At 59.5% G+C, this 12,742-nt stretch carries 13 protein-coding genes and 5 pseudogenes; 8 read left to right on the top strand and 10 right to left on the bottom strand.

Features of this window, described 5'->3' with window-relative positions; translation table 11 throughout:
- Positions 1–58: 58 nt before the first annotated feature.
- From NKH04_RS30190 to NKH04_RS30180, 3 genes and pseudogenes are all read right to left on the bottom strand, one after another.
- Positions 59–679 (bottom strand): nitrogen fixation protein NifQ, encoded by a 621-nt coding sequence (locus NKH04_RS30190; protein WP_353045425.1) that lies wholly within the window; start codon positions 677–679, stop codon positions 59–61.
- Between the two features lie 30 nt (positions 680–709).
- Positions 710–905 (bottom strand): annotated as a pseudogene (locus NKH04_RS30185) (ferredoxin family protein); the annotation flags it as partial.
- 1,182 nt (positions 906–2,087) lie between these two features.
- Complete coding sequence (locus tag NKH04_RS30180) at positions 2,088–2,321, bottom strand: hypothetical protein (RefSeq protein WP_031195399.1); 234 nt, start codon at positions 2,319–2,321, stop codon at positions 2,088–2,090.
- Between NKH04_RS30180 and NKH04_RS30175 the strand changes: the two genes are divergently transcribed.
- From NKH04_RS30175 to NKH04_RS30160, 4 genes are all read left to right on the top strand, one after another.
- On the top strand, positions 2,320–2,748 hold the full coding sequence (locus tag NKH04_RS30175; protein WP_353045424.1) for a hypothetical protein: 429 nt from the start codon (positions 2,320–2,322) through the stop codon (positions 2,746–2,748). The genes NKH04_RS30180 and NKH04_RS30175 overlap by 2 nt on opposite strands.
- A gap of 131 nt (positions 2,749–2,879) precedes the next feature.
- Positions 2,880–3,068, top strand: a complete 189-nt coding sequence (locus NKH04_RS30170) for a hypothetical protein (RefSeq protein ID WP_352684161.1) — start codon at positions 2,880–2,882, stop codon at positions 3,066–3,068.
- Between the two features lie 382 nt (positions 3,069–3,450).
- Positions 3,451–4,404, top strand: a complete 954-nt coding sequence (locus NKH04_RS30165) for an IS701 family transposase (RefSeq protein ID WP_502913463.1) — start codon at positions 3,451–3,453, stop codon at positions 4,402–4,404.
- Entirely contained in the window at positions 4,305–4,514 is a 210-nt protein-coding gene (locus NKH04_RS30160) for a hypothetical protein (RefSeq protein WP_245278790.1), read from the top strand. Before NKH04_RS30165 ends, NKH04_RS30160 begins: the two co-directional genes overlap by 100 nt.
- Before the next feature lie 312 nt (positions 4,515–4,826).
- Here the strand turns inward: NKH04_RS30160 and NKH04_RS30155 are convergent, their stop codons facing one another.
- On the bottom strand, positions 4,827–5,504 hold the full coding sequence (locus NKH04_RS30155) for a serine protease (RefSeq protein ID WP_023722986.1): 678 nt from the start codon (positions 5,502–5,504) through the stop codon (positions 4,827–4,829).
- Between the two features lie 1,052 nt (positions 5,505–6,556).
- Here NKH04_RS30155 and NKH04_RS30150 point away from each other — a divergent pair.
- Positions 6,557–6,706 (top strand): annotated as a pseudogene (locus NKH04_RS30150) (bifunctional folylpolyglutamate synthase/dihydrofolate synthase); the annotation flags it as partial.
- Positions 6,707–6,760: 54 nt separating this feature from the next.
- Here the strand turns inward: NKH04_RS30150 and NKH04_RS30145 are convergent.
- The 3 genes and pseudogenes from NKH04_RS30145 to NKH04_RS30135 form a co-directional block, all read right to left on the bottom strand.
- Positions 6,761–6,977 (bottom strand): annotated as a pseudogene (locus tag NKH04_RS30145) (thioredoxin domain-containing protein); the annotation flags it as partial.
- Between the two features lie 342 nt (positions 6,978–7,319).
- On the bottom strand, positions 7,320–8,117 hold the full coding sequence (locus tag NKH04_RS30140; RefSeq protein WP_084643156.1) for a DDE-type integrase/transposase/recombinase: 798 nt from the start codon (positions 8,115–8,117) through the stop codon (positions 7,320–7,322).
- A 189-nt stretch (positions 8,118–8,306) separates the two neighbouring features.
- Positions 8,307–8,540: a KTSC domain-containing protein gene (locus tag NKH04_RS30135; RefSeq protein ID WP_352684156.1), complete on the bottom strand. Its 234-nt coding sequence runs from the start codon at positions 8,538–8,540 to the stop codon at positions 8,307–8,309.
- A gap of 165 nt (positions 8,541–8,705) precedes the next feature.
- Here NKH04_RS30135 and NKH04_RS30130 point away from each other — a divergent pair, with 165 nt between their 5' ends.
- Complete coding sequence (locus tag NKH04_RS30130) at positions 8,706–9,035, top strand: hypothetical protein (RefSeq protein ID WP_353045422.1); 330 nt, start codon at positions 8,706–8,708, stop codon at positions 9,033–9,035.
- A gap of 225 nt (positions 9,036–9,260) precedes the next feature.
- Here the strand turns inward: NKH04_RS30130 and NKH04_RS30125 are convergent.
- The 3 genes and pseudogenes from NKH04_RS30125 to NKH04_RS30115 form a co-directional block, all read right to left on the bottom strand.
- Positions 9,261–9,708 (bottom strand): annotated as a pseudogene (locus tag NKH04_RS30125) (glutamine--fructose-6-phosphate transaminase (isomerizing)); the annotation flags it as partial.
- A gap of 264 nt (positions 9,709–9,972) precedes the next feature.
- Positions 9,973–10,401, bottom strand: a complete 429-nt coding sequence (locus NKH04_RS30120; RefSeq protein WP_353045421.1) for a type II toxin-antitoxin system VapC family toxin — start codon at positions 10,399–10,401, stop codon at positions 9,973–9,975.
- Complete coding sequence (locus NKH04_RS30115) at positions 10,401–10,646, bottom strand: type II toxin-antitoxin system VapB family antitoxin (protein WP_023723084.1); 246 nt, start codon at positions 10,644–10,646, stop codon at positions 10,401–10,403. The genes NKH04_RS30120 and NKH04_RS30115 overlap by 1 nt, the downstream gene beginning before the upstream one ends.
- Before the next feature lie 455 nt (positions 10,647–11,101).
- Here NKH04_RS30115 and NKH04_RS30110 point away from each other — a divergent pair.
- Both NKH04_RS30110 and NKH04_RS30105 read left to right on the top strand, forming a co-directional pair.
- Positions 11,102–11,486 (top strand): annotated as a pseudogene (locus NKH04_RS30110) (hypothetical protein).
- Positions 11,487–12,040: 554 nt separating this feature from the next.
- Positions 12,041–12,469: a DUF309 domain-containing protein gene (locus NKH04_RS30105; RefSeq protein ID WP_353045420.1), complete on the top strand. Its 429-nt coding sequence runs from the start codon at positions 12,041–12,043 to the stop codon at positions 12,467–12,469.
- Positions 12,470–12,742: the final 273 nt, after the last annotated feature.

The following is a 12,742-nucleotide window of genomic DNA, read 5'->3' as shown; positions in this document are numbered from 1 at the left end:
CAAGAGACATATGGTGCGGCGCGAGCCCTGGCGCTTGTACGACCGACGAAAGCGGCTCTTAATCCAAGCCCATGCCGTTCTTGATCCGTGTGAGGCGGCTTTCGCCTTCCTCCGGGCCGAAGCAGCTTTCGAAATCATTGCATTCCCGGCAACTGGGCGCGCTGCACAGCGAAAAACCTTCGGCCTCGCAGAGCTTGCGGTAAAAGTACTTCTTCCATTTCATGTTTTGGGTGTTGCCGGCCGCCAGCGTCGGAAAATGCGAGGCGAGCAGGCGGCCGAGCTCGGTCCGATTAAAAAGGCCGAGGTCCTGCCAGAGATGGTCCTTGCGCATGGCACGCCGGGCGATGATCTTGGCGAAGCGGGCGCTCGCCTTGTCGCCCGGCCGGGCATGCGCCAGCAGCAGTCCACGCAGAAGTTGTTCCTCCAGATCCGGCTCGGGCTCGCTCACCTCTTCCAAGACAAACGCGTTGATAGGAATAGCAGGGAAACTGCGGGCCAGGACATCGCGCAGCTCGGCGCGCGAAAGGCCGGTTGCCGCCGTCGCCGTCGCCTCGCCGGCCTCGATCTCCTCGAGCGCACTTGAAAGCACACAGGCAAGCACATGCTGGTCGAACCTTCTCTCCAACTCGATCTGCGGCCATTGGCCAGTGCTGAGCCGGGTATAGTGTTGGGCAAACATGGTGCCGTTCTCCTGGTTTGTCCTATCAAGTCATGCAGCGACCCGGTCGGCCGCAACATGGGTCGGGCAGTTCTTCGGGCAGAAGCGGGCGCCAGGCTCCGCAGGCAATGCAAAGGCCGGCAATGGTCGAGAACCATGATCATGCGATCGAGCTCGCCGTCGAAATCGTATCCTCGCCGTCGCAGACGCTGAGGATTTCACCCGCATGACCGACGCCGTAAAGATGCGCCTCTCCGCTTCCGGATTTGCTACCGCTCGCTCAATAGCACCGGGGATAAGACCCCAGTATAGGAAGATGGCGGCGTCCATTTAGAAATGAAAGCATTTTTTCGTCACTTGCATGACCTGACATATCGATCAGGTAGTGATGATCATCCAATTCCTGGAATGTCGGACGTTCGTAGATCTTCAAGATCTCGATCCCGCTTTGCGCCAGATCTCGCATGAAGCTTCCAAATTCCTGTTCCCGGGTGCGAAGGTGGAGGGTCGTCCGATCATAGCCGGTGGCATCTCCCGACCGAGCACCCACCAGCGCGTGACGTTAGCATAGCTGGCTCGCTTCCGAGGGCAATGTTCTGAATGTATAGCTGCTGACCGGGGACACAAGCCCAAGGCAGAGTCAAACACGTCAGTTGTAGAGTTGCCTTCTTCATTTGCCGGCTACATCGCCGACTCCATCTTCAACAAAAAGATGTAACTCCCTCTGGGACGCGGCAAGCGCCTCCTAGACGTGACTTGCGAACCTTCGTTCAATTTCGTATTTGCGCCAATTCTCTAGGGCGACTTTCCAGATGGCTGCGCCAACCTCAGCTATGACGCCGGCAGAGGAGGGTTGGATGCCACGCTGTTGCAGCGTCAGGTCAATGAGGCCTACTTTGATCAACCGCACGCCGTTCGTGAGTTCCGCCGTTTTACAGGTTTGACACCAACGAATTTTGCGAGCTGGCGAGACGGTCCGCTCACTTCTACGAGTTGAGATCGCCGGCTTTGGCTCGCAGAAGTCAGTAGTGGGTTGAGCCGGCCGGGCAACGCGGCGGAAGCTCCGTTCCTCCGGAACCACTGCAAAGCCGGCCGCAACCATCAACCCCGAAAACGCTGTCCGATGTGGGGGTTCGAATCGCTGGAGCGCTATCGGCAATACAGCGCATCGATCGAAATCACCTGTTAGCCTGTCCTCTGAGCGCGACCGCAACTCCCTTCACGCAAGATGCGCGAGCAGACGGATATCTATCTGACCGAAAGCAAAAAGAAGCCAGGCGTGCCCCACTGAAAGCACAAGCAAGCGCAAAGGTTCCTGAACTGATGCTCGGCTGGCGGCAACTTGCTCGCCAGCCGAGTTGATTTAGCCGGCGGTCGGGGAGACCAGCCAGCCACACGCTGGTGATTCCAACCTGAGCCGATGTGCCAATCAGCAACCTTCACCGGTCTTTTTCACCTGGCCCGGCGCGGCGGTGTTGGCTGCCGTGTCCTGCTGACCAGGCGCCGCCTGCTGAGCGCTGCCAGTCTGCTGGCCGGGCGCGCAGTCCCTGGCCGAGTTCTGATTTGTGGTGCCGCCGGTGGTGGTCGTGTCGGTGCCCTGATCGCCGGACAGGTTGGTCCCGCTGCTCGTCGTGCCGGTGCCCTGATCCGTTGTGCTGGGCATGGTTGTCGTGGTCGAGCTTCCACTCGTCGAGGTTCCGCTCGTCGTCTGGGCAAAGGAAAGCCCGGCCGACACCGCCAGCACGGCCGGAGCCAAAAGGATGCGTTTCTTCTTCTTTCTCCTGTCTGAATGCGCGGGGTGCGCTGGCGAATCCAACAGGCAGACAGAAGGAGTGTTCCCCGATGAAGTTCAATTTTGTAACTCCGGTCGTATTAGGATGGCGTATATTAGAAGCCTCTTGAAGAAGACACTGCCCGCACCAGAATCCATGGTATGGCTCGCGGACAGGCATTGGCGACCAGTGGCCATCATGGCCACGGTTCTAAGGCGGGTAACAGAGGACCGCGTAAGCGTCTCGATCCCGGGTTACGACTTCCCACATTCCATCATCGACCACACCCAGGTGACCGAGGCCAGCAAATCGCCCTGAAAGGGGCGAGGTCACGCGCATCGACGAGGGCACCGTGACGATCGACCTCGGGCCGCTGGTCACGGTCGACCGTGAGAAGGTCCGGTTGGTGGAGAAGTATCGGCCGCCAAAACGACGAAAGGCACTTGTCGATGCCCCGGATTAGAACCGACAACATCGCGACGGGCTATGAGGGCAGGCCGCATGACGGGCCGGTAGAGGACGAGTCGAAGCACTTTGTCTACTGCCCAGTCTGCGGCCAAACGTTCGACGCGCGCGATCTTGGACAGGTGTTCCACCACGCTGAGCCGCAGCACGAGCCGCTTCCGGTCGAGCAATAGTCCAGCAGCAGTTGAGCTCCGGCGGCAGACCGACCTTGAGACCCTTCAGCGCCAGCGACGTACATTGGATCAGAAAAGGGTGCTGCGTGCACCGCCCCTTCCCCGCGCGCGGACGCTCCACCTGGACCGCAAAAAAGTCCCGCCGCACTGCCAGGAGGACGGGACCGAATCAAGCGCTTGCACCAGGCGGAGGGACGCGGGGGGGGCTTTTTCGAGTGAGCGCGGATCGTAAACGACCCTAAGCGCAACAGCGGCAAAGCGTCTAACAACCGCCGATTGGAGCGACAGGAGGAATTGAGCCACCGACAGGTCAGGTCATCCTAGTACTACAGTTGCGGATCATTTGATGTTCTGATTCACTCGACAGGTTGTGGAGGGAACCATGTCTGTCGCTTCGTGGTCAGGGTCGTTGTTGGCTTGGGAGCAGGAGCTCACGGCGCTGAAGGCGCGGGTTGCGCGGGTGCTTCCTCGTCGTGAGTTGCGGGAGACGGGCGCAGATTTTCTTGACGGCCTTCTTTCCGGCATTGAGCGCAAGACAGGCTGGCTGATGGCCGAGCAGTCCGAGCGGAGCGGCCGTATCGGATGCAGTCGCTGTTGGGGCGCAGCCACTGGGACGCTGACCGGCTCCGAGACGAGGTTCGCGGGTGGTGGAGGCGTTGGCGATGAGGATGGCGTCCTGATCGTCGACGAGACGGGATTTGTGAAGAAGGGCGATCGTTCCGCCGGTGTCGCGCGTCAGTACTCGGGAACGGCGGGGCGGATCGAGAACAGCCAGATCGGCGTGTTCTTGGCTTACGCGAGCCGCTACGGCCAAGCGCTGGTTGATCGTCGCCTTTGTCTGCTGGAGAGATGGACAAAGGATCGGGCGCGATGTGCCAGGGCGTCGATCCCGGAGACGGTCGATTTTGCAACCAAGCCAAAGATGGCGCGCGCCATGGTCGAGGCGGCGCTCGATGCCGGCGCCCTGGAGGGGATCGTCTGTTTGAGGAAACCTCGCCCGAGGAACTGGCCAGCGAGTTCGAGCCCCACGACTGGGCCTGTCATGCGGCAGGTGAAGGCGCCAAAGGGCCTCGGCTCTACGACTGGGCACGCATCCGCCGCCCTTGAACGTCAAAAGGCGGCTTCGAGCACTGGCTTCTCGTCCGCCGCAAGCGATCGACATCCGGAGAAAAAGCCTACTACCTGGTCTTCGCCCCGCCCGCTTCCTCATTGGCCGAATTGGCGGCAGTGGCCGGCCTGCGCTGGGCGATCGAGGAGTGTTTTGAGCGCGCCAAGGATGATCTCGGACTTGATCATTGCGAGGCTCGGTCCTGGCACGGATGGCATCGCCATATGAGCCTGTGCATGGCCGCCCTGGCATTCCTCTCGAAGCTATCGGCTGATCTTCGCCGCAGCGCATCGAGCAAACCGAACGAAACGAGTCCAAAGGAGCCAATCGCCGCCTGATCCGGATGGCTGCGCTCGTCCCGAGCGTCCCCGAGATCCGCTATCTCCTCGCCCGGATCCTCATCTTCCCACCGACACAAAAGCCCTTCATCTTAGCCTGGTCGTTATGGCGACGACGACATCAGGCTGCGGCCATCATCTGTCACTACAAACGGCATCGGCATCTGCAACTGTAGTACTAGCCTGCACAGCATTCATGGGACATGGTGAGGATACCTGTTACACCGAACTCCGGTTGTTGGGAGATTCTGCGCATTCGGATAGACGCGGCAACGTGAACTTTCCATCCTGCACGCATCCCGACTCGCCGCCTCAGTCAACGGTATTTTTCATGATCCATTCGTAATAATACGACACGCGCGTATACACACCGTATGTCGTTCCGCATCCTTTCCCCCACGATGTAATTCCAACCAAGATGGCCTTGCCTTGGCTATCGCGTTTGATCAGAGGACCTCCACTGTCCCCTTGGCAAGAATCGGGCCCGCCGTTTTCCTTTCCGGCGCACATCATCCCAGGAAGGATCCCATCATATTTGCGGCTGCACGTTTCGTTGTCGACGTACGGGACCTTGCCCTCTCGGAGCTGGTCTGATGATTCTCGATCTTCTGTCTTTCCCTTGCCCGTCACGATAAGCTCCTTGCCAATAGGAATTTCCGTCGTGGGGGTAGCAAGGCGAATGACCGCTGCGGGTCGCGTACTGTGCACCCGCACGAGCGCCAGATCATGTGGAGGTGGGTATTCCTTCTGCCTCTCTTCATCATGCTTATATTTTTCGTGAACAATAATCTCCACTACATCCAACGAAACGCCATCGACTACTATGGCCTGGACGTGCTTGGCTGTTGCACCCGCTACACAGTGCGCCGCTGTGAGGATCCATCGCGCTCCGATCACCGCTCCACCGCAAATGACGCTATAGCCATCCGCTTGAATATTGAGTTCGACCTGCCAAGGATGCTCTTCGAACGTGGTCAGCTCGCCGCGCACGATTTTCTCACGAAAAGAACTCGTGGGCTGCCGCGTTGAGTCGGGCGGCTCGCTAGATACAGAATATCGAGCATGGGCGTGGTTTCCACCAAAAAGGGCAGCGAGGCCGCAGAGGGCATGACGACGGGTGAAGAGTGGCATCGGTTTACTCGTACTATTTAGCGTTATATGTCCGGCCGTGTGCCGTTGGCGCCACTCATGCCTGCCAAACCCATTAGTCGGCAACCCTCATCTCGCATGTGATTCGGAATGCCGCAGGCAACATGCTTTGTCCTCGATAGGACGCTCTGGTTGCCGTGGGCAGAGGACTTCTTCGGAAAGCGCGACGACGGTACGGGGCCTGTTATAGGCAGGCTCTGCAATACGGTGCTGATGCATCTCGAGACGCTCAAGGTTACTCGCCGCCAGGCACGATACTAATAGCTCCGCCCCATCTAGCCGCTTGCCACCCTTCGCGGAGCGGCGGCTTTTTGCATTTCAGAGACGCCTAAAATACGATTCAATCATTAGATTCACGCGGCATGAGTAAACGTTCTGTCGCCGCGTCCCGGCTCGAGTTCAGCCCCCCGCAAATACCGACCCTGGTGGATCAGCCGCCTAAGGGCGAAGGCTGGATTCACGAAGTCAAATTCGACGGCTACCGCGCGCAGATCATCGTAGAGAACGGCGAGGCGCGTGTGTTCACCCGCAACGGCGACGACTGGTCATGGTTTTCCACCCGAGGGCCAAAGTCGTGGCCCACGGCTGACGGGCGGATAGGGCGAGGCGGGGAATGTCGATCATTCGCCTTCTCCCGAGCGGCGCCGGCTGACCGTCGGCGTGAAATATGCATCGATCACACTGAAGGCCCCCATCACCGCGAAGCATGCGAACGCCGTGCTGTGGTCTATACAACTGCCGGTGACGATACGGTGAGCGACGATGATGGCCACCATTGCGGCCATTTTGATAAGAAATTTGTAGAGTCTCATGCTTCGCCAAAGGGCAGCGAGCGCGCGGAGGGCATGACGACGGGTGGTTGGGGGCATCGGTTTCCTCGTACTATTTTGCCGTCGACCGAACCCATGAGTTCGGTCGCCAACGCGCTGATGCTGCTGCGCGACACCTGGGACCCAAGCGAAACGCCGCCGCGCATCCTGATCGGCGGAGCGCTCTATCTCGTCGGCGCGGTGCTCGCCGAAAACGGCACGCCGCCGAGCTGATATTCAGCCACAAAAAGCCCGGTACGAAGGCCGGGCTCTTAATCTATTGGACGGTCAGGCGACGTTGCCGCTGATCCAGTGCGCCAGCGCGGTCTTGGGCAGCGCCGACCTTGGTGTCGGCGACTTCGCCGCCCTTGAAGATCATCAACGTCGGGATCGAGCGGACGCCGAACTGCGACGCGATCTCCGGATTGTCGTCGATATTGACCTTGGTGATCTTCACCTTGCCAGCCATTTCGGTCGAGATTTCCTCCAGCGACGGACCGATCAGCAGCGCCTGGACGCCGATGCGGTCATCGACGGCGCGCTGGGGCAGGGGATGGCCTTTCGTTAACCGCCTGGATGCACCATTTGGGAGGCAGACCTGACATGTAGTTTTCCTTCCGTTGTTCTATTGGCGGCTGCCCGCGACATGAATGCCGTTGGCAGCTCTCGCCGCCTTGCACCAAGAGTGTCAAGACTCGTGCCAACTTGGCTGATTGGGCCGGAGAAGAAAATTTGTGGTTGCTTTTCAGCTGCTTAGCTCGAGGCAACAAGAGATTGGCTAAGCAAGGCGTATGTAGCGGACCCGACAAAGACGACGCAGGGTGTCGGATTTGGTTACTTGCGAGCGCTAGTGACCTCGCCGGAGCCCGACAACTGGCCGGCCCCAATCGGGTGATCCATGTTGGATGTTAGTGCATGCTAGGTGTTTGCGCTTCGGCTGGGGTGGCCGGCGAAGCTGGTCCGGGTTGCGCAGCCGGCCACAGGATCGCATCTGGTGCCGGGGCAATGTCACGTTCGGGCGCGGCGAATGCGTTGGCCATCGCGGATGAATTTCAGACCACAGTTCCAGACACAGCTTCCCATTCCACGATCGCTTGAAGGCGATGCAGGTGAATTTGGAATGCAGATCGTTGGGAACGGGGTGGGACGAAGAGATTTCGGATGGCGGAGAAGATTGAGACGAAGCGTTGCAGATTTCCCGGCGATCTGAACCCTGCATCGTTCGCTCCCGCTTTCGCAGCGGCACATGCGAATTCTCTGCCCGGTTATTCAGGCCCTTATGCGATCGATGTTCGACATTCGGCATGACCTGGCGACGCGCCGCACCATAGGAGCGCAACTTGTCGGTGATTATTCGCTTCGGCGCAATGCCCTGCTTCTTCAGAAGCCGGGTCAGCAATCGCTTGGCAGCCTTGGCTGTTGCGGCGAGCCTGGACGATCTCGTCAAGCACATAACCGTCCTGATCGACGGCGCGCACAGCCAGTGTTTCCTGCCAGCGATGGTGATGACCACCTCGTCCAGATGCCACGCGTCATTCCGGCTGGGCTTCTTGCGATAAAGGCGACGTGCATAGTCCGGGCCGAACTTCTTTGCCCAACGCCGGATTGTTTCGTAGGAAACAACTATGCCGCGCTCCAGCAGCATTTCCTCGACTAAGGCCCAGGCTCAGCGGAAATCGAAAATAGAGCCAGACGCCACGGGCGATGATCTGAGGCGGGAAGCGATGGCGCTTGTAGCTGATGGGCAAAGTGTTCATGCATGTGCGTCTACCGCGTCAGTCTCTCACAAGCCGTTACCGTGACATCCCCCGCCATCGCGCACTACAAGTGTCGATCACATCCGCAACTGTAGTACTAGGTCGCTATCGCTCGCAACCAGACGGTAGCGGAAATTGTTGCGGATGTGGTCGTTGAAATAGCGGCCCTTGGCGAACGCGGCCCGGAACGCGGCAAAGGTTTCCGGCGGTACCCCCTCAAACTCGTACCGTTTACCGCTGGCGACGAACCATACCGAGAGCGTCCTTCTATCCAGATCATATTCCATCTTGCGGATCGAAGTAGATGGCATGAGCACCACAGGCCGAGGCCCGCGCCCTTGCGGGGAGCGCGGCTGCACCTTTCGGCATCACGCCGACGTTGCATTTCTGAGAAAGCGCGAGCGTCAATACCAACTTCTGGTGATAGAATTTTCCCGTGAGATAGGCACGCTCCACGGCGAAAGGAGTGCCCCGCCATGACCGCCCTCGCCTACAACCTTGCCAATGACATCAAAGGATCGTGGAGGGTCGTCTTCGTGCCGGACGAACTGCATCTGTATGTGGAATTCAGCCAGCCAGACGCCGACACAAACCCGATTGATTGGATGAGCGTTGATGATTTCCTTGCATGGCGGCCGAAAGGCGCGCTTCACAAGCGAGCGCGCGACAGCTTGGTTTCGCTCATTTGCAGGGCGCTGACAGGGCGAGGAGACAAGCGAAGACCCGCGCCGAGATCGAGTGTGAACGCCGCGGGTGGGCCTATTCGACGTTCCGAAGGCGCCGCGATGATGCCCCCAACGCGATAGCTAAAGCTCTTATCGGTGACGGTGCGCGGGCTTGGCTTTGAAGCGTCAGCGGAGCGACATTTGCACCCTTCGCTGGGTGATCGCATTTTCGATGTCGATGTCGCTGACGTAGTTATCGCCTCCAGGCGAATGGCTGGTGTCCGAGCGCCTTGAGGAGGTGAAGCAGCTCCTGATTGGTCGCCACCACAGCATCGAAGAGATCGCGACCGCGTTCAGCGGATACGCTGCGAAATCCTCGGGCTGCTCGTAAATTTCCTTCTCCATGAAGTGGCGATGGTTGCCCTTGTTGGCCAGATCGGCCGCGGCCCTGGAGGTATGGCGCGGACGCTCGACGGGATGGCCGTCGAAATCGAAGATATGGGCGCCGAATTGCCGACAACGGCCCAGTCGCCGTCGATGAGATAGGTAATTTCATTGGTGAAGGGAGCAAGCGCGATCGCGTCGGAGCCCAGGAACATCTCGCCGTCGCCGTGACCGATCGCCAGCGGTGGTCCGTTGCGCGCCGCCATGATGGTCGACGGATCATCTTCGAAGAGGACGGCAAGCGCATAGGCGCCTCTGACGCGTTTCAGCATGGCACGCATCGCCTCTTGCCGCCTCATGCCATCCCGGCAGTGTCTTGCCAAGAGATACGGACGACCTCGGTGTCGGTGTCGGTCTGGAACTCGGCGCCCATTGATTGGCGCGTCATCGACATCCCCTGATTTTCTACTGAGACTCTATGCGCCTTGCCGATGTTGTTGAAGACGCCAACCCGACACATTCTCGACACCCAAAACTGCCCCTCACATATCTTCCACCTGCCTTCAACGACGTTGAGAGGGGCCATGCCGAGACGGAAGCAAGCGAGACGAACGATAGCGAAATCCGCGCGACAAGGCTAAAGTCATCGCGCCACGCCCTGACCTGCCGGGTGAGCGCACTGATCTCAGCGAACTCAAGCCAGATCCGTTTGCGAAAAGTCGTTGCCTTTGTAGAGCAACGGGAAGCGGTGAGCCTTCGCACATGCGTAGGCGAAGCAGTCCCCGAAATTGAGATCGGCCTTGTGCCCCACAGCCTTGCCATATTTCATGCTGGCTTCGATCGCGCGATTGCCGATATCGCCGGATATCATGATTTCCTTGCCAGCGACCTCGGTTATGAAAGCATCGACGGTGTCGCGAGCTCGCGCCAACATGTCGGGCGTGGGCTTGGTGTTCTTCTGGATGGCTTCAGCCGCCGCTCGCGCGAGACCTTGAACTGCCTCGAAGCGGACGAGTGGGGAGACGTACAGCGGGCCGGTCGCGGCCGCGAGCCGTTTTTCCAGTTCTTCCGCGCCAGGCTCCTCGTTGAGGATGGCGACGATCACCGACGCGTCGACGAACATCAGTCGTCGCCCCACATTTCGTCAGTGAATTTCTTCATGTCGAAATCAGGATTGGCCGGCCCGATCCGCCGTGCCATTTCCTTGACCTTAGCCAGTCTCTCGCGCAGTGGGACGCTGCCGCGGTTACGCTCGATCTCGTGGCGCAAGGCGGTTCTGACGGCCTCGGTCTTGCTACGCGCCTTTGTGATCTGCTGCAGCTCGAGGGCCAAAGCGTCAACGTCGGGATCGCGAATGAAGAGCGGCATTTGTATATCCTCTGAATGATATTTATATATCACCCAACAAATATACTCGCCACCAAATTCGCAATCTGCCGGTTTCGATTGGCAGGAAGAATGTGACTCGCGAAAATCGTCCAGGAATAATTCCGAGACCCGCTCCTCATCTGGTCGCCATGAGATCGCGCTCCAGTTCCGCAATGCGCACGCACCTGCCGAGGGTCGTCCTGACGCAACGCCTTAATCCATCCTCGCCCGCGCATAAGTCTTCCTGCCAGCACCCACCCGAAAGCCATGCGGATTTATTCACCGAGACCCTAATTTCCGGCAAGCCGAAACGCTTATGGAAAAGAAGGGCGGCGCTTGGGAGGACGCCGGCCAAGAGCGCAGTTGCCATGTGGGCATCGGGAGGGCGATTGGTGCGTGGATAGTCAGCCCTGGCCTATTGTCGATTGTGCCAGCCGGCGCGCATTTTCGCAGCCATGGTGGCGCAGCATGTTGAATTGGCGGTTGAGCAGTCACTCGGCAAATATCGAAGGCCTGCATCGGCCGTTCTGTGATCGTGTGGCTGACGCTGCGGAGAAAACCGCAGGATCGGTTCTTTTCGATGTTCGTGTCGACGGCGATATCTGCGTTCAGCGGATGGCCGCGATTGGATATGGCGTGACCGGCACAGCAATAATCGTGATGGACAAGAACGGACAACTTAGATGCGCATCTGTAAGCGGGAACACCGCCGTTTTGGTGGCAGAATTGGCTGCCTGGTATGCGTCTCCGCTGAGTGAGCAAGCGAGGGTTGACCACCGCGGAACGGCCATCATCCTGCTCGCCGAGCTTCGGAGCTCAGGTCACTTCGCCCGGTTCTAGCCGGCTGAGCGCCGCTTCCTACCTTGCGGGCTAAGCAGATGGCGCGGCGGCGATGAGGCACCAGGCGCGCGAATCCCCGCCGGCAGCAGCCTCTCCGCAGTGAGACCCGGCTTCGTTCCCGTCATCAAACTGCTCACGTTGAACGCCGGCGCGACTGGCTCCGGGCGGAGGTCGATCCGAACTACCCTGGCATCGCCTTCGGCCCTGCGACCGGGCTTGCTGGTCGCAGAGCACGTCAGTCTTCGGTGCGCGAGTAGTCGGGCTTCAAGACGGTCAAGCGCTATCGGCCTCTGCCACCGAAGACGTCCGGCGTCGTGCGTGTACGGCGGAGGCTGAAATCTCAGGGATGGAAGGACCCAGCAGCCAATGCAGGGCGGTGTCCCATCAGATTCCATATGACATGAATTGTCATCGACGTGCTTTCATGATTGCTGGGATCTATGTCGCGTCGTCGCTTGCTACCCGAAAAGAATTTCCCGGGCTACGCATACCTGCCTGGCAAACATCCGCATCCGGTTTGCGACCCGCTGGGTCACAGTTACCAAAGCGACCCGGTGACCGTTGTTGCCGTCGAGGAATCACTCAGCTCAAACGGGTTCCGATGGGGTATCGACCTTTTCAATCACGGCTATTACTGGGAAGCCCATGAGGCTTGGGAGCCTCTTTGGCACGCTGCGAAACAAAGCATTCAGCATCGCCTTTTCTTCAAGGGATTGATCCTGTTGGCGGCGGCCGGGGTGAAGATGCGCGAGGGAAAGCGGGTCGCTGCCGCGCGCCATGCGGGGAGAGCTGCAGCACTTTTTCGTCGGTTGGCGCCTCTGCCGAGCCGGCCCTTTGAGGCCGCAGTCGGAATGACACCTGCCGCGCTCGCGGTACACGCCGAAACGGCCACAACTTTCCCGGCTGCTTTGCGAGAGCCGATGCCTGGCCAGCCTGAGCCCGTTTTCGATTTCATTCTCGCCCCTAAATCCGAGGGCGTCTGATAGGCAGGTGCAGCACTGCCGGCCTGTCATGGACAGTTCGATAAGGGCAGCTTCGATCCTGGCGCAGTTGACCTACGGCACAGCCCGGCGCTGGCGGAGCACCCATGGCAGGCGCCGCTTCCATCGTTCATCTCGCGGCAAAGCAACATCTTTCTGCCACCGCTTCTTCTTGCGGGTCCGTCTGCCTACAGCTTGCAGCGCGCCTCCAGCAGCGGCGTGACAATTTCGGCCAGTTCACAGCGTCCTTCGACGAGCTCGCGAATCCGATCCTCA

This window comes from Mesorhizobium sp. M1365 (assembly GCF_040317865.1).
Lineage (GTDB): Bacteria > Pseudomonadota > Alphaproteobacteria > Rhizobiales > Rhizobiaceae > Mesorhizobium.
The sequence above is the reverse complement of the archived record's forward strand: the minus strand, read 5'-3'. Positions and strand labels throughout refer to the sequence as shown.

Excerpts from the sequence above, each read along its gene's own strand:
- NKH04_RS30115 (WP_023723084.1), bottom strand. The coding sequence starts at position 10,646 with ATGCCGCTCTTCATTCGCGATCCCGACGTTGACGCTTTGGCCCTCGAG.
- NKH04_RS30120 (WP_353045421.1), bottom strand. The coding sequence starts at position 10,401 with ATGTTCGTCGACGCGTCGGTGATCGTCGCCATCCTCAACGAGGAGCCT.
- NKH04_RS30190 (WP_353045425.1), bottom strand. The coding sequence starts at position 679 with ATGTTTGCCCAACACTATACCCGGCTCAGCACTGGCCAATGGCCGCAG.
- NKH04_RS30130 (WP_353045422.1), top strand. The coding sequence starts at position 8,706 with ATGACCGCCCTCGCCTACAACCTTGCCAATGACATCAAAGGATCGTGG.
- NKH04_RS30140 (WP_084643156.1), bottom strand. The coding sequence starts at position 8,117 with ATGCTGCTGGAGCGCGGCATAGTTGTTTCCTACGAAACAATCCGGCGT.
- NKH04_RS30135 (WP_352684156.1), bottom strand. The coding sequence starts at position 8,540 with ATGCCATCTACTTCGATCCGCAAGATGGAATATGATCTGGATAGAAGG.
- NKH04_RS30180 (WP_031195399.1), bottom strand. The coding sequence starts at position 2,321 with ATGCCCAGCACAACGGATCAGGGCACCGGCACGACGAGCAGCGGGACC.
- NKH04_RS30165 (WP_502913463.1), top strand. The coding sequence starts at position 3,451 with ATGTCTGTCGCTTCGTGGTCAGGGTCGTTGTTGGCTTGGGAGCAGGAG.
- NKH04_RS30170 (WP_352684161.1), top strand. The coding sequence starts at position 2,880 with ATGCCCCGGATTAGAACCGACAACATCGCGACGGGCTATGAGGGCAGG.
- NKH04_RS30175 (WP_353045424.1), top strand. The coding sequence starts at position 2,320 with ATGGTTGTCGTGGTCGAGCTTCCACTCGTCGAGGTTCCGCTCGTCGTC.